At 29.7% G+C, this 19596-nt stretch carries 19 protein-coding genes; all 19 read left to right on the forward strand.

Going from position 1 to position 19596, the window contains the following annotated elements:
- The first annotated feature begins 28 nt into the window (after window positions 1–28).
- The 19 genes from pstB to rsmB all read left to right on the forward strand — a co-directional run bounded on the left by pstB (window position 29) and on the right by rsmB (window position 19594).
- Complete coding sequence (gene pstB / locus LPC13_RS00790; RefSeq protein WP_005213541.1) at window positions 29–793, forward strand: phosphate ABC transporter ATP-binding protein PstB; 765 nt, start codon at window positions 29–31, stop codon at window positions 791–793.
- A 102-nt stretch (window positions 794–895) separates the two neighbouring features.
- A complete protein-coding gene (phoU, locus tag LPC13_RS00795) occupies window positions 896–1552 on the forward strand; it encodes a phosphate signaling complex protein PhoU (RefSeq protein ID WP_005213540.1) in 657 nt (218 codons plus the stop codon).
- Between the two features lie 119 nt (window positions 1553–1671).
- Window positions 1672–3009 carry a DUF512 domain-containing protein gene (locus LPC13_RS00800; RefSeq protein ID WP_195244468.1) on the forward strand — a complete coding sequence of 446 codons (1338 nt, stop codon included), beginning with the start codon at window positions 1672–1674 and terminating at the stop codon, window positions 3007–3009.
- Complete coding sequence (gene der / locus LPC13_RS00805; protein ID WP_195244469.1) at window positions 3009–4328, forward strand: ribosome biogenesis GTPase Der; 1320 nt, start codon at window positions 3009–3011, stop codon at window positions 4326–4328. Before LPC13_RS00800 ends, der begins: the two co-directional genes overlap by 1 nt.
- 2 nt (window positions 4329–4330) lie before the next feature.
- Complete coding sequence (locus tag LPC13_RS00810; RefSeq protein ID WP_195244470.1) at window positions 4331–5323, forward strand: NAD(P)H-dependent glycerol-3-phosphate dehydrogenase; 993 nt, start codon at window positions 4331–4333, stop codon at window positions 5321–5323.
- A gap of 175 nt (window positions 5324–5498) precedes the next feature.
- The gene (gene spoIVA, locus LPC13_RS00815; protein ID WP_005213536.1) at window positions 5499–6977 is read left to right on the forward strand and encodes a stage IV sporulation protein A; all 1479 of its coding nucleotides are present in this window, start codon (window positions 5499–5501) and stop codon (window positions 6975–6977) included.
- Window positions 6978–7163: 186 nt separating this feature from the next.
- On the forward strand, window positions 7164–7568 hold the full coding sequence (locus LPC13_RS00820) for a PBECR3 domain-containing polyvalent protein (RefSeq protein ID WP_005213535.1): 405 nt from the start codon (window positions 7164–7166) through the stop codon (window positions 7566–7568).
- A 279-nt stretch (window positions 7569–7847) separates the two neighbouring features.
- Window positions 7848–8816 (forward strand): asparaginase, encoded by a 969-nt coding sequence (locus LPC13_RS00825; protein WP_040419473.1) that lies wholly within the window; start codon window positions 7848–7850, stop codon window positions 8814–8816.
- A gap of 168 nt (window positions 8817–8984) precedes the next feature.
- Entirely contained in the window at window positions 8985–10355 is a 1371-nt protein-coding gene (locus LPC13_RS00830; protein ID WP_040419470.1) for an NCS2 family permease, read from the forward strand.
- Window positions 10356–10716: 361 nt separating this feature from the next.
- Window positions 10717–11598: a YicC/YloC family endoribonuclease gene (locus tag LPC13_RS00835; RefSeq protein WP_005213531.1), complete on the forward strand. Its 882-nt coding sequence runs from the start codon at window positions 10717–10719 to the stop codon at window positions 11596–11598.
- A 13-nt stretch (window positions 11599–11611) separates the two neighbouring features.
- Window positions 11612–11881, forward strand: coding sequence for an extracellular matrix/biofilm regulator RemA (gene remA / locus LPC13_RS00840; protein ID WP_005213529.1), 270 nt, complete (start codon window positions 11612–11614; stop codon window positions 11879–11881).
- Window positions 11881–12516, forward strand: a complete 636-nt coding sequence (gmk, locus tag LPC13_RS00845) for a guanylate kinase (protein WP_005213527.1) — start codon at window positions 11881–11883, stop codon at window positions 12514–12516. Before remA ends, gmk begins: the two co-directional genes overlap by 1 nt.
- A complete protein-coding gene (gene rpoZ / locus LPC13_RS00850) occupies window positions 12497–12709 on the forward strand; it encodes a DNA-directed RNA polymerase subunit omega (RefSeq protein ID WP_040419464.1) in 213 nt (70 codons plus the stop codon). Before gmk ends, rpoZ begins: the two co-directional genes overlap by 20 nt.
- A gap of 6 nt (window positions 12710–12715) precedes the next feature.
- Window positions 12716–13903, forward strand: a complete 1188-nt coding sequence (coaBC, locus tag LPC13_RS00855) for a bifunctional phosphopantothenoylcysteine decarboxylase/phosphopantothenate--cysteine ligase CoaBC (protein ID WP_005213522.1) — start codon at window positions 12716–12718, stop codon at window positions 13901–13903.
- A gap of 49 nt (window positions 13904–13952) precedes the next feature.
- A complete protein-coding gene (priA, locus tag LPC13_RS00860) occupies window positions 13953–16160 on the forward strand; it encodes a primosomal protein N' (RefSeq protein WP_005213519.1) in 2208 nt (735 codons plus the stop codon).
- Between the two features lie 11 nt (window positions 16161–16171).
- Window positions 16172–16615, forward strand: coding sequence for a peptide deformylase (gene def, locus LPC13_RS00865; protein WP_005213518.1), 444 nt, complete (start codon window positions 16172–16174; stop codon window positions 16613–16615).
- An 11-nt stretch (window positions 16616–16626) separates the two neighbouring features.
- The gene (gene fmt, locus LPC13_RS00870) at window positions 16627–17553 is read left to right on the forward strand and encodes a methionyl-tRNA formyltransferase (RefSeq protein WP_005213517.1); all 927 of its coding nucleotides are present in this window, start codon (window positions 16627–16629) and stop codon (window positions 17551–17553) included.
- An 18-nt stretch (window positions 17554–17571) separates the two neighbouring features.
- A complete protein-coding gene (locus LPC13_RS00875) occupies window positions 17572–18267 on the forward strand; it encodes a zinc metallopeptidase (protein WP_005213516.1) in 696 nt (231 codons plus the stop codon).
- A gap of 10 nt (window positions 18268–18277) precedes the next feature.
- On the forward strand, window positions 18278–19594 hold the full coding sequence (gene rsmB, locus LPC13_RS00880) for a 16S rRNA (cytosine(967)-C(5))-methyltransferase RsmB (protein WP_005213515.1): 1317 nt from the start codon (window positions 18278–18280) through the stop codon (window positions 19592–19594).
- Window positions 19595–19596: the final 2 nt, after the last annotated feature.

Raw genomic sequence — 19596 nt, forward strand, 5'->3', positions numbered from 1 at the left:
GAAAATCAGAAGATTTTGAGGTGTAAATATGTCAAATATAATAAAACCTGAAATCCAGGTTAGAAATCTAGAACTTTTTTATGGTGATAATAAAGCATTAAAAAATATAAATTTAGATATAGAGTCAAAAAAAGTTACAGCATTAATTGGACCTTCAGGATGCGGTAAATCAACATTTTTAAGAACTTTAAATAGAATGAATGATTTAATTGAAGGAGTTAAAATTAATGGTCAAATACTAATAGATGGAAAGGACATATATAAGGAATATGATGAAATAGACCTTAGAAAAAAGGTTGGAATGGTGTTCCAAAAGCCTAATCCATTCCCAATGTCTATTTATGACAATATAGCTTACGGTCCTAGAATACATGGAATTAAAGATAAAAGGACTTTAGATGAAATAGTTGAAAAAAGTTTAAGAGGTGCTGCTCTTTTTGATGAAGTTAAAGATAGATTAAAGAAGTCTGCATTAGGTCTTTCAGGAGGACAACAACAAAGATTATGTATAGCTAGAACTATAGCAGTCTCTCCTGAAATAATATTAATGGATGAGCCGACATCAGCACTAGATCCTATTTCTACCAATAAAATGGAAGAACTTATGGATCAATTAAAAAAGCAATATACAGTTGTAATTGTTACTCATAATATGCAACAAGCAGGAAGAATTGCCGATAAAACTGCATTTTTCTTATCAGGAGAAGTTGTTGAATATGGAAAGACAGAGGATATATTCTATAGACCAAAGGATAAGAGAACAGAAGATTATATAACAGGTAGATTTGGATAAAATTACGTGTGTTAAAAGGGAATATTTAATAAGGGTAATTATAAATTAAAGTTTTGAGTAAAAATATGTTTAGGTTATAATTTGAGAGTAGGGAGTGAAATCATGACAAGAAATCTTTTAGACAAAAGAATGAAGATTTTAACTGCTGAGCTTGCTGAAATGGGAAGTTTAGTTGAAAAGCAAATATATAACAGTATAGAAGCTTTTAGAAACAAAGACATGGCTCTTGCAAAGCAAGTAATGGACAATGATGATAAAGTTGATGAATTAAATAGAAAAATAGAAGAACAGTGTTTAAAATTTATGGCAATGGAATCTCCAGTAGCTACAGACTTAAGAAAAATATTTACAACTTCTAAAATAGTTACAGATTTAGAGAGAATGGCTGATTATGCAGTTGATATTTGTAAAATTGCACAAAGAGTTGAATTTGATATTTTAGGAGAAGAATGCGAACCAATTTGGCAAATGGTAGATATTTTAAGAAAAATGATTAATAAATCACTTTCAGCTTTTGTTGCAGGTGATGTAAAGGCTGCTTATGAAATTTGCAAAATGGATGATCAGGTTGATATTTTATATCGTGGTTTATTTAGCGATATGTTAAAGAAAATGGCAAAAGATGAAACAATCATTAACAAAGGAGCACAAATATTATTTGCATCTAAATATTTAGAGAGAGTTGGCGATCATGTAACTAATATATGTGAGTGGATAATTTTTTCAGCAAAAGGTGATTATGTAGATTTAAATGAGTAATAATAAGAATATAAGGGGAACCTTATATTCTTTTTTTTACTAAAGTTGTTGGTTGACTGAATATAATTAATAGGTTAATATATCATAGAGATGGTAGGTAATTATAGGAGTGTGACATTATGAAAAATGTAATAACAAGTGTAATGCCTGATAGTATTGCTGAAGAAGTCGGCATAGAAGTAAATGATATTTTATTATCAGTAAATGGAGAAAAGATAGTTGATATTATAGACTACAGGTTTTTAACTAGTGATGAAGAAATAGTTTTAGAAATCCAAAAACCAAATGGTGAAGTATGGGATTATGAAATAGAAAAAGAATATGGAGAAGAATTAGGCCTTGAGTTTGGTGGCGGTATTATGGATAAGGCAAAGAGATGCAGTAACAAGTGTATGTTTTGTTTTATTGACCAAAACCCTAAAGGTATGAGAGAAAGTCTTTACTTTAAGGATGATGATTCAAGACTTTCATTCCTTCAAGGTAACTTTGTTACTTTAACTAATATGAAGGAAGAAGATATTGATAGAATTATTAAATATAGAATTAGTCCAATAAATATTTCGGTACATACAACAAATCCAGAACTTAGAGTTAAGATGCTTAGCAATAGATTTGCAGGAGCAGTTTATGATAGAATGAAGAGATTAGCTGAAGCTGGAATTGAAATGCATTGCCAAATAGTTCTTATACCAGAAGTTAATAACGGAGAAGAATTAAAAAGAACTATAACGGATTTATATGAACTATATCCATCAGTAGCTAATATAGCAGTAGTTCCAATTGGAGTTACTAAATATAGAGATGGATTAGTTAAAGTAAAAACATTCACTAATGAAACGGCAAGAAAAGAATTAGAAATGGTTATGGAGTTCCAAAAGAGATTTATGGAAGAAATAAATGATCCATTTGTAAGGTTTTCTGATGAGTTTTATTTAGTGTCAGGTATAGATGTGCCTGAAGAAAGCTTTTATAATGGGTATGAGCAAATAGAAGATGGAATTGGAATGATTAGATGCTTTAGAGAAGCTATAAACTATTCTGCTCAACATCTAGATAAAAATATAAAAGGAACTTTTTCTGTTCCAACAGGAAAGCTTGCTTTTGATGAAGTAAGTAATGGAATGAAAAAGTTAATGGAAGTTAACCCTAATATTAAAATAGATACATATAAAATTATTAACCACTTTTTTGGAGAAACAATAACTGTTGCAGGTCTTCTTACTGGAACTGATATTATTTCACAACTGAAAGGCAAAATTAATAGTGAGTATTTAATAATGCCAAATAATATGTTTAGAAAAGGATATGAATTAGGTCCTGCTGAGTATATTATGTTAGATGATACAAAGATAGAAGACATAGAAGAGGCATTAGGTGTTAAAGTACTTGTCTGTGATCATACAGGCGAAGATATAGTAAGTATAATAAATGAAGCATGTCAGGAGGAAAATAGATAATGGCAAAACCAATAGTAGCTATAGTTGGAAGACCAAATGTAGGTAAATCTACATTATTCAATAAATTAGCAGGAAAAAGAATTTCAATAGTTCAAGATACACCAGGTGTAACAAGAGATAGAGTATATGCAGAAGCAGAATGGCTAAGTCATACTTTTACAATGATTGATACAGGTGGTATAGAACCAGAAAACCAAGATATAATAGTTAAGCAAATGAGAAGACAAGCAAATATTGCTATAGAAACTGCTGACGTTATAATGTTTGTAGTTGATGGTAAAGAAGGATTAACAGCAGCTGATAATGAAGTTGCTACTATGCTTAGAAAGTCTAAGAAACCAGTAGTTCTTGTTGTTAATAAAATTGATAATTTAAAGGATGAAGAAAATGCATGGGAATTCTATAATTTAGGTATAGGTGACCCAGTTGCTATATCTGCAGGTCAAGGAAAAGGTCTTGGAGATATGTTAGATATGGTAGTAGCTCACTTTGATTCAATAGCAAGCAAAGAAGAGGAAGAAGAAGACATAAAAATTGCTATGATAGGTAAACCTAACGTAGGTAAGTCATCTTTAATTAATAGATTATTAGGTGAAGATAGATTAATAGTTTCTGATATAGCAGGTACAACAAGAGATGCTATAGATAGTAAGGTTGAAACTGAGTTTGGTAAGTTTACTTTAATAGATACAGCAGGTCTTAGAAGAAAGAGCAAAGTGAAAGAAGAAATTGAGAGATATTCAGTAATTAGAACACTTGCAGCTGTTGAAAGAGCTGATGTTTGTATTTTAATGATTGATGCAACAGAAGGTGTAACAGAGCAAGATGAAAAAATTATAGGATTTGCTCATGAGTTAAACAAAGCTATAATGGTTATTGTTAACAAGTGGGATTTAATAGAAAAAGATGATAAGACTATGGATGTTTATAAGAAAGACCTTCAAAGCAAGCTTAAATTTATAAAATATGCTAAATTCTTATTTATATCAGCATTAACAGGTCAAAGAGCACATAAAGTTTTAGAAGTTGCAAAAGAGTGTTATGATAACTATGATAAGAGAGTTGGTACTGGGGTACTTAATGATGTTATAAGTAAAGCAATATTAATGAAGGAACCTCCAATTGTAGCATTAAAGAGATTAAAAATATACTATGCAACTCAAGTAGCTACAAAACCACCAAAGTTTGTATTCTTCGTTAATGATGTAAATGCAAGACATTTCTCATATGAAAGATACTTAGAAAATCAACTAAGAGAAAGCTTTGATTTTAGTGGTACTGGAATTCAAATAGAGTATAGGGAAAGAAAGGATAGTTAATTATGAGTAAGGTGACTTTTTTAGGCGGAGGAAGTTTTGGAATTTCCTTAGCAATTTTATTAGCAAACAAAGGAAATACGGTTTCTATATATGATAGAGATAGCGGCGTTGTAGAAGATATTAATGTTAATAGAAAAAATGATAAATTCATTAAGGGGCTAGAAGTGCCTAAAAATGTTACAGCTTATAATAACTTAGAAGATGCTATAGTTAATACTGATTATGTAGTATTAGCTGTTCCATCTCATGTTATTAGAATTGCATCTAGAAGTTTAAATGGTTTAATTGATGAAAGCATACCTGTTATATGTATTGCAAAAGGAATTGAAGAAGGAACTAATAAAACTTTAGTAGAAGTTATAGAGGAAGAAATTAAAAATCCTGTAGTTGTATTATCAGGTCCAAGTCATGCAGAAGAAGTTGCATTTAATGTTCCAACAACTGTACTTACATCATCAAAAAATATGAAATGTGCAGAAGAAGTTCAAGATTTATTTATGACTAAGACTTTTAGAGTTTATACTAATGATGATTTAATTGGAGTAGAAATTGGTGGAGCTGTAAAAAATATTATTGCTCTTGCAGCAGGTGTTTGTGATGGTTTAGGTTATGGTGATAATACTAAGGCAGCACTTATGACTAGAGGTATGGCTGAAATAGTTAGAATAGGAACTAAGCTTGGTGGAAAAATAGAAACATTTTTAGGACTTACGGGCATGGGAGACTTAATAGTTACTTGTACTAGTATGCACTCTAGAAATAGAAGAGCAGGATACTTAATAGGTACTGGAAAGACTAGAGAAGAAGCAGTTCTTGAAGTTGGAATGGTAGTAGAAGGTATTAAAGCTTGTCATGCATTTTATGAGTTAAAAGAAAAATTAAATGTTGAAATGCCAATTACAGATGCTTTATATAAAGTTTTATTTGAAAATAAAGATGCAAAAACAATGGTAAATGAATTATTGGAAAGAGATAAAAAATCTGAAAATAATTAATTAAATTTAAAGAAGCTATTTTAATAATAGCTTCTTTTTTTGTATTTAAGTACATATAGTTTATTAAGGTAAATATATATTTTTAAATTTAAAATAAGAAGTTTAAAAAAACAGTATACTTTTTTAGATATAAGAATATATATATAGTGTTAAAAATAAATAGGAGGATGTACTTATGGGCGATTTCAATATATATAAGGATATAGCAGAAAGAACTCAAGGGGACATATATTTAGGGGTAGTTGGACCAGTTAGAACGGGAAAATCTACATTTATAAAAAAATTTATGGACCTAATGGTTATACCAAAGATTGATAATACTTATAAAAAAGAAAGAGCAAAGGATGAGCTTCCACAAAGTGGCTCAGGAAAAACTATTCATACTACAGAACCTAAATTTGTTCCAAATGAGGCTGTAGAAATAACTATTGATGAGGATATAAGATTAAAGGTAAGAATGGTAGATTGTGTAGGATATATAGTTAAGGGGGCACTTGGATTCTCAGAGGATGATGCACCAAAAATGGTAAACACTCCATGGTTTGAAGATGAAATTCCTTTTGAGGCAGCAGCTGAAATTGGAACTAGAAAGGTAATAACTGACCATTCTACTGTAGGACTTGTAGTTACTACTGATGGTAGTATTACAGGAATAAATAGAGAAGATTATGTAGAAGCAGAAGAGAGAGTTGTAGAAGAATTAAAGGCTATAAATAAGCCATTCATAGTAGTACTTAACACTAAAAACATAAATTCGCCTGAAACTGATGCATTAAAGGATGAATTAGAAAAGAAATATGATGTTGAAGTTCAGGTTATGGACGTATTCAATATGACTGAAAAAGATATTGAGAAGTTATTCAAAAATGTACTTAAGGAATTCCCGGTAAAAGAAATAAATATAGATATGCCAGAATGGGTAGAGTGTCTTGAACCAGATCATTGGCTAAAAAAAGAATTCTTTAAGATTATTAAGGGAATGTGCCAAAATGTAGATAAGATAAGAGACATAAAACCAGCATTTTATGATGCTAAGGAAAATCAAAATTTAAGCGCATCAGACTTAAATGAAATTAACTTAGGAGAAGGAACTGCTAATATATTACTTAAACCTAGTGAAACAATTTTCTATAAGGTTCTTAGTGAAAATTGTGGAGTAGATGTATCAAATGAAAGTGATTTAATATCACTTGTTAAAGAATTAAATATTGCAAAGGTTGAATATGATAAGATAAAAGATGCTTTAGTGGATGTAAAAGAAACAGGATATGGATTAGTTGCGCCTCAACTTAGTGAAATGAAATTTGAAGAACCTGAAATTGTTAAACAAGGAAGTAAGTTTGGGGTTAAACTAAAAGCAAGTGCACCATCACTTCATTTTATTAAAGCTGATATTAAAACTGAAATTAGTCCAATAATGGGTTCAGAAAAAGAAAGTGAAGAGTTAGTTAAAGCATTGATGGAACAATTTGACAAAGATCCTGCATCAGTTTGGCAAAGCAATATGTTTGGTAAATCATTAGAGGTACTTGTTAAAGAAGGATTACAAAATAAATTGTATAAAATGCCAGAAGATGTTCAAGTTAAAATCCAAAAAACACTTCAAAAGATTATAAATGAAGGTAATGGCGGATTGATTTGTATAATATTATAAAAAGTTAGAAATTTAAAGTTAAAAGCTTAGTGCAAAATATGCCTAAGCTTTTAATTTTTTTTATTAATTATTAAGAAATATAGAAATAAATAAAGAAATTTAGTGTAAATAAATTACTATATAGAATAGAATATATTAAGCAGATAGTATTTATGCTTAATATATTATAGTAAAGAGGGATATAGTATGGAAAGCAGATTTTGTACCTATAAAAGAGTAGGATATTTAAGGCGAAAGATAGCTAGTGAGTTAGGTATAGGGTTTACCGGAGTTATATATGCATCCCCAGGAGTATTGAAGCATATTATTAAGAGGCACGGGAAACAACTTGATAAAAAAACTAGGGACGGTATTCTTGATAGGATGAAAAAGATACTTGAAGAGCCTGACTATATTGGCATATATAAAAATGAACAGGGACAGACTGCTGTAGAATTTATTAAGACAATGTATACTAATTTGCTTTTAGGAGTGGAAGTAGATGAAGAAAATGAATATATTTATGTAACAACAATGTATCCAATTACCGATAAAAAAATTGCAAATAGAATATACAGTGGAAAATTAATAGAAATGAAATCCATTAAATAAATATTATTTGCGATAAAATTTTTTTGAATGTATAATATTTAAGAATAATATATATAGATGATTGTTGAGGTGAGAAAAGGCTCCTCATGCGCTAGTATTAATGTAGTAAACAGAGATGCAGGATAATGTCGACCTGCCGATAATCATCTATATTATATAATTGATTACAAGGTAAGTAAGCTTGATTTCAAGGTTAAATAAGTATTATATAAGTAGAAAATTTGTACAAGTTTTTTATTTTAGAAGAATAATATATAAACTAAAGATGTGGAGGACAAGATGAAAAAAATAGCAGTAGTATTTAATGGTGGAACGATATCCATGAAAGTAGATGAAAGAATAAAAGCAGCAGTACCTAGCTTAACTGGTGAAGAAATAATGTCCATGGTTACAGGCATTGAAGAATTTGCAGAAATAGAATCTTATAGTTTTTCAAGTATGCCATCACCTCATATGACTTTTAAAACTATGATAAAACTTAGTAAGTTTATTAAAGAGTTATTAGAAAGAGATGACATTGATGGTGTAGTTATAACTCATGGAACAGATACATTAGAAGAAACAGCATATCTTTTAGATTTAACTATAAATAGTAATAAGCCAATAGTTATAACAGGTGCAATGAGAAGTGGTTCGGAGCTTGGATATGATGGGCCATCAAATTTAGCAGCATCTATTTGTACAGCTATATCTGATGATGCTAAAGGGAGAGGTGTTCTTGTATGCTTCAATGGTGAGTTAAATTCAGCATCTGAAGTTACAAAAGCTAATTCTATGGCTCTTAATGCATTTAGAACTCCAAACTTTGGACCTATAGGAATAGTTGATAATAATAAAGTTATGTTTTATAGAGAAACAAAAAATACTGAAACTTATGATGTTTCAGATATAAAAAAAGATGTTGCATTAATTAAGTGTGTAGCTGATATGGATTCAACATTAATGGATTTTGTTATAGAAAAAGGCTTTGGAGGAATTGTAATAGAAGGTTTAGGAAGAGGAAATGTTCCACCTAAAATGGTTGAAGGTATAAAAAGAGCAATAGAAAAAGAAGTGCCAGTTGTAATAGTATCAAGATGTTTTGAAGGCAGAGTACATGAATCATATGGATATGAAGGTGGCGGCAAAATGCTTAAGGATCTTGGAGTTATATTTGGTGATACATTAGCAGGACAAAAGGCAAGAATAAAATTAGTTCTTGCAATTAATTCTGGATTGTCATATGAGAAAATAAGAGATATATTTTAAATAATAATTATTTTAAGTAATAATATAAAAAAGAGACTTTATCAATTTTATTTTGGTACAGGCTCTTTTTTTATTTTAGATATAAATATTTAAAGGATTTGAGGAATAAGTTTTAAATAGGAGTATAAAAGGATAATGTGCATAAAAAATAAAAAGGGGGAATTATTAATGCAAACTGTATCAAAAAAAGAAAAACTCCTGCCTATTTTTTTAAACAAAAATGTAGACATGAAAAAGGAGATGTTAGCAGGGTTAACTACATTTTTAACTATGGCATATATTATTGCTGTTAATCCTAATATCTTATCATCAACAGGTATGCCTGCTGGAGCATTAGTTACAGCAACTTGTTTATCAGCAGCAATTGCTTCTATACTTATGGGGCTTTTTGCAAATCTTCCATTTGCTTTAGCATCAGGAATGGGGCTTAATGCGTATTTTGCATATACTGTTGTAGGACAAATGGGAGTATCATGGGAGGTTGCTTTAACTGCAGTTTTTATAGAAGGTATTATATTTATTGTATTATCATTGTTTAAAGTTAGAGAAGCTGTAGTAAATTCTATTCCTAAAAATATGAAGTTGGCAGTCACAGGTGGTATAGGATTATTTATAGCTTTTATAGGTATGGTTAATGCAGGTTTAGTAGTAGCTAATGAATCTACTATGGTTGAACTTGGAAAGTTTACTCCAGCAGTAATAATATCAATTATAGGACTTATAATAATAGCTGTTTTAGATAAAAAACGTGTAAGAGGCGCTATTCTTTGGGGAATATTAATTTCAGCGATAATAGGATGGGGATATGCGTTAATTAATAAAGAAGCAGCAGCAAATTTAGGAATCTACTTACCAACAGGTATCTTTAAGTTTGAAGGAATAGGAGAAATTGCAGGAAAAGTTGATTTAGTAAATGCGTTTAGTGCAGAAAATATCAAAATGTTTATAACAGTAGTATTTACTTTTCTATTTGTAGATTTCTTTGATACTGTAGGAACATTAGTAGGTGTTTGCTCAAAAGCTAAAATGCTAGATGATGAAGGTAATGTTCCTAATGCTGGGAGAGCTCTTCTAGTAGATGCAGTAGGAACAACTGCAGGCGCATTGCTAGGGGTATCTACAGTTACTACTTATGTTGAAAGTTCAACTGGTGTTGCAGCAGGTGGAAGAAGTGGGTTTACAGCTATAACTACAGGGGTTTTATTTTTAATTGCTATGCTATTTTCGCCAATATTTATAGCAATTCCAAGTTGTGCAACAGCACCAGCTTTAATTTATGTTGGATATTTAATGCTTGGAGCTGTAAAAGAAATTGATTTTGATAATATAACAGAAGGTGTTCCAGCTTTCTTAACTATTGCAGCGATGCCGTTAACTTATAGTATAGGAAATGGATTGACTCTTGGTATATTATCATATGTTATAATTAATTTATTATATAACTTGATATTTGCTAGAAAGAAAGAAGAAAAGGTAAAAGTATCTTGGATTATGTATGTTTTAGCAATTATATTTATATTAAAAATAGCTTTCTTGTAAAATATAAAAATTCAAAGTGATACTTAATTTTATTGATGCAGACTTTAAGAAAAAATGAAAATTAAAAGTTAAAGATATAAAATGGTAAATGAAAATTTTAAATTATTAAGCAATTTTTTTATAATTAAAAAAATAAAAAGCTTTTTTAATTTAATGTTTAATTTGCCATTTTATTTTTTTGATATAAAATATATATAAATATAAAATGTTAACAATTTGTGAACAAAATATTGACATATGTAATGTTAAAGTTATAAACTAATTGATATTGACAGAGATACAGAAATTTGCGAATTTAATATAATAAAAATTAAAAAAATTTTATATTTGGCATAAAGCAAATATAAGTTAGGAGAAAAGTATGGTAAGGAGTATGACTAGCTTCGGAAGAAGTAGCAGTGAAGAAGGCAAGAAACGCTTCTTTACTGTTGAAATGAAAAGTGTAAATAGCAGATATTTAGATGTAAACATTAGAATGCCTAAAAGCTTAATATCATTAGAAGAAGAAATAAGAAAAATAATAAATAACACATTAAGCAGAGGTAAGGTTGATGTATTTATAAATTTAAAAACTTACTCAGACGGTAATGGAATTCCAAAAGTTGATATGAATTTAGCTGAAGGATATTTAAAATGTTTAAAAGAAATAGAAAAAAAGCTAGGAATTAAAAATGATATTTCGGTAATGCAAATTGCAAGATTTTCAGATGTTATAACTGTAGTTGAAGAGGAAGATAAAATAGAGGAAATATTAGATGAAATAAAACCTCTAATAAAAAACTCTCTTGATATGATGATAGCAATGAGAGAAGTTGAAGGAAATAAGCTTAAAGAAGATATTTTATTTAAAATTTCTCAAATAGAAGAACTAGTTAAAAAGGTTGAGGAGTTTGCAGATAGTATACCTAAAACATTTAAAGTTAAGCTTGAAGAAAGATTAAAAGAACTTTTAGGAAATGTTGAAATAGATGAAAATAGAGTTGCGATGGAAGTTTGTATGTTAGCAGATAAAGCAACAATAGATGAAGAGATAATAAGACTTAACAGTCATATTAATCAAGTAAGAAAAACTTTAAGTTTAAATGAACCAATTGGAAGAAAGCTTGACTTTATAGTACAAGAAATGAATAGGGAGACAAATACTATTGGCTCAAAATCTAGTGATATCCAAATGACTAATATAGTCATTGATATAAAAAATATACTTGAAAAAATAAGAGAGCAAGTACAGAATATTGAATAATAGGAGGAGAGTCATGGGTATAAAATTAATTAATATTGGTTTTGGAAACATAGTATCAGCCAATAGACTTGTTGCAATAGTAAGTCCAGAGTCAGCACCAATTAAGAGAATAATCCAAGAAGCAAGAGATAGAGGAATGCTTATTGATGCAACTTATGGAAGAAGAACAAGAGCTGTTATAATAACAGATAGTGATCATGTTATTTTATCAGCAGTTCAACCAGAGACTGTTGCACACAGATTAGTAGCTAAAGATGAAACTGTAGATGAGGTTGATGAATAATGCAAAATAATAAAGGTTTATTAATTGTTATTTCTGGGCCTTCAGGAGCAGGAAAGGGAACTATTTGTAAAGCACTTTTAGAAAAACATGATGACTTATTTATTTCCGTTTCAGCCACTACAAGAAGCCCAAGAGCTGGAGAAGTTGATGGTGTAAATTATCACTTTTTAACTAAAGAAGATTTTATATCTAAAGTAGAAAGTAATGATTTTTTAGAATACGCTGAAGTACATGGAAATATGTATGGAACACCAAAGTTTAAAGTTGAAGAAATGCTAGCTGAAGGCAAAAATGTTATATTAGAAATTGATATTCAAGGTGCATTGAAAGTTAAGGAAAACTTTAGCGAAGGGGTATTCATATTTATTCTTCCACCATCAATGGAAGAGTTAAAGCAAAGAATAATAAAAAGAGGTAGTGAAACTGAAGAGTCATTAATGACAAGATTTAAAAATGCATATCAAGAAATAAACTATGTTTCTAAATATAATTATGCAGTAGTTAATGATGAAGTTTTAACGGCGGTTAGTAAAATAGAAGGTATAATTGCCGCAGAAAAATGTAGAGTAGATAGAATAAAAGATACAATATTAGATTCTAAGGAGGGCTTAATTCATGAACAACTCTATGATTAATCCATCAGTGGTGGACTTATTAAAAAAGGTAGAAGATAGATATTCACTAGTTATAGTAACATCAAGAAGAGCAAGACAAATAATCGATGGTAGCCAAGTATTAACTAACAATCCATCAAAGAAACCATTAACAATTGCTGTTAATGAAGTAAATGAAGGAGCAATTTCTTATCATAAAACTGATAAGGAGTAAACTGCTATGAGTAAATGTGTTGTTATTGGAGTTACTGGTGGTATTGCTGTATATAAGGCATTAGATGTAATTAGTGCTTTAAGAAAGAAAGACATTGAAGTACATGTTATAATGACAGAAAGTGCTTCTAAGTTTGTAAATCCATTAACTTTTCAATCTATTAGTCAAAATATGGTTGTTACTGATATGTTTGCAGAACCAAAAGCGTGGGAAATTCAACATATATCATTAGCACAAAAAGCTGATTTGATGCTTGTTGCTCCATGCACTGCAAATGTATTAGGAAAAGTAGCAAATGGTATAGCAGATGATATGTTAACAACTACTATAATGGCTACAAAAGCAAAAGTTGTTTTTGCGCCAGCTATGAATACTAACATGTATGAAAATAAGATAGTTCAAAATAATATACAAAAGCTAAAAAGCTTTGGTTATGAATTTATTGAACCGGCAAGTGGAAGATTAGCTTGTGGAGATATAGGTAAAGGTAAGCTGGCTGATGTAAATACAATTGTTGAAAGAGTACTATTTGAATTAGAGGATAAAGAGCAGGATTTAAAAGGTAAAAAGGTACTTATAAGTGCAGGTCCAACTATAGCACCTATAGATCCAGTTAGATATATTACAAATAGATCTACAGGAAAGATGGGATATGCAATTGCTGAAGAAGCAAGAGATAGAGGAGCTGAGGTTACTTTAGTATCAGGACCAACAAATTTAGAACCACCAAAAAACGTAAGAATAATTAACATAAGAACTAATGAAGAAATGAAAAAAGAAATCTTTGAGAACTTTGCTGATTCAGATATTGTTATTAAATCAGCTGCTGTAGCTGATTATAAACCAAAGGAATATAGCAAAGAAAAGATAAAAAAAGGTGAGGGAGACTTAAACCTTTGCTTAACTAGAGATAATGATATATTAAAAATGTTAGGCGAAAGCAAAACTCATCAAATATTAGTAGGCTTTGCAGCAGAAAGTAATAATGTAATTGAAAATGCTAACAAAAAGCTTATAAATAAAAATTTAGATTTTATCGTTGCAAATGATATTACTGCAAGTGATACAGGCTTTGGTAGCGATGATAATAAAGTAATTATTATTTCAAAGGATAATAAAGCTATGCATCTTGATAAGATGAGTAAAAAAGAAGTTGCAAGTAATATATTTGATATGATTCTAGGAAAGCGCTAATTGCGCTTTTCTTTGTATAAAAATAGTTTTTGTATATGAGGGTGATGTTTTGAAGCTTTATGCTGAGATAATAGTAAATAGTGACGCATTAGAAATAGATAGACCTTTTACATATAAAGTACCTCATGAATTAGAAGAGGACATAAAAATAGGCCAAATAGTAAAAGTACCATTTGGTTTTGGAAATAGATATTCCGAAGGATTTGTGCTTAGTATAAAAAAAGAAGAGGAAGCTTGTTTAAACTTTAAAGTTAAGGAAATATCATCTATTGAAAATAAAGAACCTATAATTACCGAAGCAGATATTGAACTTATAAATTTTTTAAGAACAAAATATCTTTGTAAATATATTGATGCTTTTAGATTGCTTATTCCAACAGGAATATTAAAAGGTGCAAAAAGCAAAAGTAAAAAGGTCATAGCTTTTATAGATGATGATTTAAGCAAGTTTAAAAGTAAAGATGGTTATACAGAAATAATTGATTTTATAAAAAGTAATTCAGGAGTATATACAAAAGCAGAACTTACTAAAAATCACTCAATTTCTTTATATAAGTTAAATAAACTAATAGAGAATGGAAATTTATTAGTAGAAGAAGAAACTGTTTATAGGTATAATGATAGAATTTATATAAAGGATAATGAAAAAGAGTTAACATTTGAACAAAAAAATGTTATAGAAGAATTTTTAAATTCAAAAAAAAATATATTTTTACTTAAAGGTGTTACTGGATCTGGTAAAACTGAAGTATATATGAGATTAGTAGAAAAAACTTTATCTGAAAATAAAAGTGCAATAATACTGGTGCCGGAAATATCACTAACACCTCAAATGATTGAAAGATTTAAAGGAAGATTTGGAAGAGATGTTGCATTATTTCATAGTAAGCTTTCTGATGGTGAGCGTTTTGATGAATGGTATAGAGTAAGGCAAGGTAAGGCCAGGCTTATAGTAGGGGCAAGAAGTGCAATATTTCTGCCAGCAAAGAATTTAGGGCTTATTATAATTGATGAAGAGCATGAAAACACATATAAATCTGAACAAAATCCAAAGTATCAAACAAAAGAAGTTGCAGAATTTATAAGCAATCAACGAGGCTGTAAGGTTATTTTAGGTTCAGCTACTCCAAGTATTGAAAATTACTATAGAGCAATTACAGGGGAAATAGAGCTTTTAGAACTGAAAAATCGTGTAGATAATAAAGAAATGCCTCCTATGCAAGTTATAGATATGAGAGAAGAATTAAGATCAGGAAATAAGTCTTTATTTAGTAGAGAACTTTATAAGAGTATAAATGAAACTTTAAGTAAAGGCGAGCAAGTTATATTATTTTTAAATAGAAGAGGGTTTTCTACTTTTGTTTCTTGTAGAAGTTGTGGTTATGTATTTAAATGTGAGGAATGTGATATTTCAATGACATATCATAAGAATGGTTTTTTAGTTTGTCATTATTGTGGAAAAACTAAAAGAGAACCAAAGGTATGTCCTAAATGTGATAGTAAGTATGTAAAGTTTTTTGGAGCTGGAACTCAAAGAGTGGAAGAGGAAGTTAGAAAGTACTTTAAAGATGCAAGAGTTCTTAGAATGGATGTAGATACAACTAGAGAAAAAAACTCTCATGAAAAAATATATAATGCTTTTAAAGAAAAAAAAGCAAATATACTTATAGGTACTCAAATGGTATCAAAAGGATTGGATTTTAAAGATGTAACTTTAGTTGGAATATTAGCTGCAGATATGTCTATAAATATACCAGATTATAGATCAGGAGAAAAAACATTTCAAATTATAACACAGGTTGCCGGGAGAGCTGGTAGAGGAGAAAAGCAAGGGAAGGTTATAATACAAACATATACACCAGAACATTATAGTTTAAATTATGCAATAAATTATGATTATGAAGGCTTTTATGAAAAAGAATTCACAATTAGAGCGTTGATGAAGTATCCACCGTTTGGTAAAATATTTTTAATAAATGGAATTTCAAAAAATGAAGAGTTATTAAAAGAATTTATGCATAAAATATTTAATATAATAGAACCGTTGGTAAAAAAGGAATATGATTTAGAAATTTTAGGACCAATTCCTTGTATGATATCTAAAATAAAGGAAAATTATAGGTGGCAAATTATAATAAAGGGTGAATTTAATGATGAATTTGCTAAAAATATTAAAGAATTACTTTATGAAGAGAACAAGAACGTATATAATGATATACGAATAAGTATAGATATAAATCCAAACAATTTAAATTAGGAGGAAATAAAATGGCAATTAGAACTATTAGAACAATGGGAGACGATGTTTTAAGAAAGACATGTAAAGAAGTAACTGAAATAACTAAAAGAGAGTTAACTCTTATTAAGGATATGGCAGAAACAATGTATGAAGCAGATGGTGTTGGATTAGCGGCTCCTCAAGTTGGTATACTAAAGAGAATCTTTGTTATAGATATAAGAGATGAAAATGGATTAATGGTATTTATAAATCCTGAAATATTAGAAACTAGTGGTAGTCAAACTGATGATGAAGGTTGTTTAAGTATTCCAGGAAAAACTTGTCCAATTGAAAGACCTAATTATGTGAAAGTTAGAGCTTTTAATGAAAAAGGACAACAATTTATACTTGAAGCAGAAGAATTGTTAGCAAGAGCAGTGCTTCATGAAAATGATCACTTAAATGGAGTACTATACGTAGATCACGCAAAATAGGAGGATGAAATATGAAAATAGTATTTATGGGAACTCCAGATTTTGCTGTTCCTTCATTAGAAGCTTTAATAGAAAAGTATGGTGTAGAAGCTGTTTTTACGCAACCGGACAGACCTAAAGGAAGAGGGAAAAAATTAGCTTTTTCACCTGTGAAGGAAGTTGCTGTACGTCATAATATAAAGGTTCTTCAGCCAGAAAAATTAAAGGATGATAGAGAAGCGGTAGAATATTTAAAAGATTTAAGACCAGATTTTATAATAGTTGTAGCTTTTGGTCAAATATTAACTAAAGAAGTATTAGATATTCCAAAGTATGGATGTATAAACTTACATGCATCTTTACTTCCAATGTATAGAGGAGCAGCTCCACTTAATTGGGTTGTAATTAATGGTGAGAAAAAATCAGGAAATACAACAATGCTTATGGATGTTGGATTAGATACTGGAGATATGCTTTTAAAGGATGAAGTAGAAATAAGTGATGATATGACAGCAGGGGAACTTCATGACACTCTAATGGCAAGTGGTGGAGAACTTTTAATAAAGACAATTGAAGGGTTAGTTCAAGGAACTATAACACCTATAAAGCAAGAAGGTGAAACTTGTTATGCTAAAATGCTTTCTAAAGATACAGGAAAAATAGAGTGGAGCAAAGCAGCTAAAGATATTCACAACTTAATAAGAGGTCTTAATCCGTGGCCAATAGCACATACTACGTATAAAGGACAAAATATGAAAATATACGCTTCAAGCGTTTTAGAGGAAAATAGCAACAAAGAAGCAGGTACTATCATTGGAGTTAATAAAGATGGTATTAAGGTAAGTTGTGGGGAAGACGTATTATTAATTAAAAAGGTACAATTTCCAAATGGTAAACCACTTACTATAGAACAATATATTAATGGGAATGAAATAGAGGTTGGGTGTAAATTACTATAAGGTGAAAGGGGATATTTTATGTTTTATCCAGGATTTTATTTTGATAGAACGATGCTTTTGTTAATTCCTGCAATTATTATAGGAATTTGGGCACAAAGCAAAGTAAGTAGCACTTATAGAAAATACAAAAATGTTAGAACTATAAATGGATATAATGGTGCAGATATTGCAAGAATGATATTAGATGGAGCTGGTCTTTATAATGTACCAGTACTAGAAACAAGAGGAGAACTTACAGATCATTATGATCCAAGAAGTAAGGTTATTAGATTATCTAGCGATATATATCATGGAACTTCTATTGCAGCCGCAGGAGTGGCAGCACACGAATGTGGGCATGCAATACAGCACGCACAAAGTTATAAGCCATTAGTCCTGAGAACATCAATAGCCACAGCTGTAAATTTTACTAGCCAAATGTCTATTATATTATTTATGATAGGATTATTTTTGGGATTTAGTGGGTTAACCACAATAGGAATAATATTTTTTAGTTTTGCAGTTTTTTATCAGTTAATTACATTACCAGTAGAATTTAATGCATCTAATAGAGCATTAAAGATATTAGAAAGTAGAAGTATTTTATATGGTGATGAAGTTAAAGGGGCTAAAAATGTTTTAAACGCAGCAGCAATGACTTATGTAGCTGCAGCACTTATGTCAATTTCTCAATTGATAAGATTAATTGCTATAAGCAATAGAAATAACGATTAAGAGGTAGAGTATGAACAGTAGAGAAGTAGCACTAAATATAATAAACAGAGTTTTAGAAGAAGGAGCATATTCAAATTTAGTTCTTTCTAAGGAGTTAAATGATTCAGATTTAAATGAAAAAGATAGAGCATTAGTAACTGAATTAGTTTATGGAACTATAAGAAGAAAGAAAACATTAGATATTATAATTTCTAATTATGTAAAAGATATATCTTTAATGGAAGATGGAGTTTTAAACATATTAAGAATGGCAATATATCAAATGCATTTCTTAGATAAGGTACCAGATTTTGCAGCGTGTAATGAAGCTGTTGAATTATCTAAAAATATATCACTTCAAAGTTCAAAATTAGTAAATGGTATATTAAGAAGTTATACAAAGAATCCAGATGATATAGAAGTAAGCGATAGTCCTATAGATAAATTAGTTTACACTTATTCTTATGAGCCTTGGTTCATTAGAATGATTTACAAACAATATGGAGAAGAAAATGGAAGAAAGATATTAGCAGGCTTAAATGCAACTCCAAAGGTTACAGTAAGAGTAAATACTAATAAAGCTGATTTTGATGAAGTATATGAAAAATTAGAAGAAATGGGTTATGATGTTGAAGAAGGATATGCTTGTCCTGAAGCTATAATCATAAAAGGTGGTAGCTCAATAGAAAATAACGAGTTATTTAGAGAAGGTTACATTACAGTGCAAGATGAAAGTGCTATGCTTGTTGCACCACTTTTAGACATTAATGAAGGTGATGTAGTATTAGATCTTTGCTCTGCGCCAGGAGGAAAAACAACTCATGCAGCAGAACTTTTAGAAGGTACAGGAAAGGTTTATGCTTTTGATTTACATGAAAATAAATTATCTTTAATTACTGAAAATGTAGAAAGATTAGGATTAAACAATGTAGAAGTAGATGCAATGGATGCAACAAAACTTAACTCTAAATATGTGTCAATGGCAGATAAGGTTTTAATAGATGTACCTTGTTCAGGTCTTGGGATAATTAGAAAGAAGCCAGAAATAAAATGGAATAAATCAAGAAAATCACTTAAAGATTTAGTACCAACTCAAAGAGAAATAATGGAAAATGCATGGCAATATTTAAAGCAAGGTGGAACAATGATTTATTCAACTTGTACTTTAAATAATGAAGAAAATGGAGAAAATGTTGAGTGGTTCTTAAATAAACATAAAGATGCAGTTATAGAAAAGATATTCTTAGGAAATATGGATAATTTCATATATGAAAAGAATGGTGCATTAACAATATTACCAAACGAATATATGGATGGATTCTATATTGCAAAGATATCTAAAAAGTAGTA

Origin of the sequence: Clostridium celatum, from assembly GCF_021412605.1 — a bacterium.
Lineage (GTDB): Bacteria > Bacillota > Clostridia > Clostridiales > Clostridiaceae > Clostridium > Clostridium celatum.

Excerpts from the sequence above, each read along its gene's own strand:
- rsmB (WP_005213515.1), top strand. The coding sequence starts at position 18,278 with ATGAACAGTAGAGAAGTAGCACTAAATATAATAAACAGAGTTTTAGAA.
- gmk (WP_005213527.1), top strand. The coding sequence starts at position 11,881 with ATGCAAAATAATAAAGGTTTATTAATTGTTATTTCTGGGCCTTCAGGA.
- LPC13_RS00830 (WP_040419470.1), top strand. The coding sequence starts at position 8,985 with ATGCAAACTGTATCAAAAAAAGAAAAACTCCTGCCTATTTTTTTAAAC.
- LPC13_RS00875 (WP_005213516.1), top strand. The coding sequence starts at position 17,572 with ATGTTTTATCCAGGATTTTATTTTGATAGAACGATGCTTTTGTTAATT.
- spoIVA (WP_005213536.1), top strand. The coding sequence starts at position 5,499 with ATGGGCGATTTCAATATATATAAGGATATAGCAGAAAGAACTCAAGGG.
- fmt (WP_005213517.1), top strand. The coding sequence starts at position 16,627 with ATGAAAATAGTATTTATGGGAACTCCAGATTTTGCTGTTCCTTCATTA.
- LPC13_RS00835 (WP_005213531.1), top strand. The coding sequence starts at position 10,717 with ATGGTAAGGAGTATGACTAGCTTCGGAAGAAGTAGCAGTGAAGAAGGC.
- LPC13_RS00820 (WP_005213535.1), top strand. The coding sequence starts at position 7,164 with ATGGAAAGCAGATTTTGTACCTATAAAAGAGTAGGATATTTAAGGCGA.
- pstB (WP_005213541.1), top strand. The coding sequence starts at position 29 with ATGTCAAATATAATAAAACCTGAAATCCAGGTTAGAAATCTAGAACTT.
- rpoZ (WP_040419464.1), top strand. The coding sequence starts at position 12,497 with ATGAACAACTCTATGATTAATCCATCAGTGGTGGACTTATTAAAAAAG.
- LPC13_RS00825 (WP_040419473.1), top strand. The coding sequence starts at position 7,848 with ATGAAAAAAATAGCAGTAGTATTTAATGGTGGAACGATATCCATGAAA.
- coaBC (WP_005213522.1), top strand. The coding sequence starts at position 12,716 with ATGAGTAAATGTGTTGTTATTGGAGTTACTGGTGGTATTGCTGTATAT.
- LPC13_RS00810 (WP_195244470.1), top strand. The coding sequence starts at position 4,331 with ATGAGTAAGGTGACTTTTTTAGGCGGAGGAAGTTTTGGAATTTCCTTA.
- LPC13_RS00800 (WP_195244468.1), top strand. The coding sequence starts at position 1,672 with ATGAAAAATGTAATAACAAGTGTAATGCCTGATAGTATTGCTGAAGAA.
- phoU (WP_005213540.1), top strand. The coding sequence starts at position 896 with ATGACAAGAAATCTTTTAGACAAAAGAATGAAGATTTTAACTGCTGAG.
- remA (WP_005213529.1), top strand. The coding sequence starts at position 11,612 with ATGGGTATAAAATTAATTAATATTGGTTTTGGAAACATAGTATCAGCC.
- def (WP_005213518.1), top strand. The coding sequence starts at position 16,172 with ATGGCAATTAGAACTATTAGAACAATGGGAGACGATGTTTTAAGAAAG.
- der (WP_195244469.1), top strand. The coding sequence starts at position 3,009 with ATGGCAAAACCAATAGTAGCTATAGTTGGAAGACCAAATGTAGGTAAA.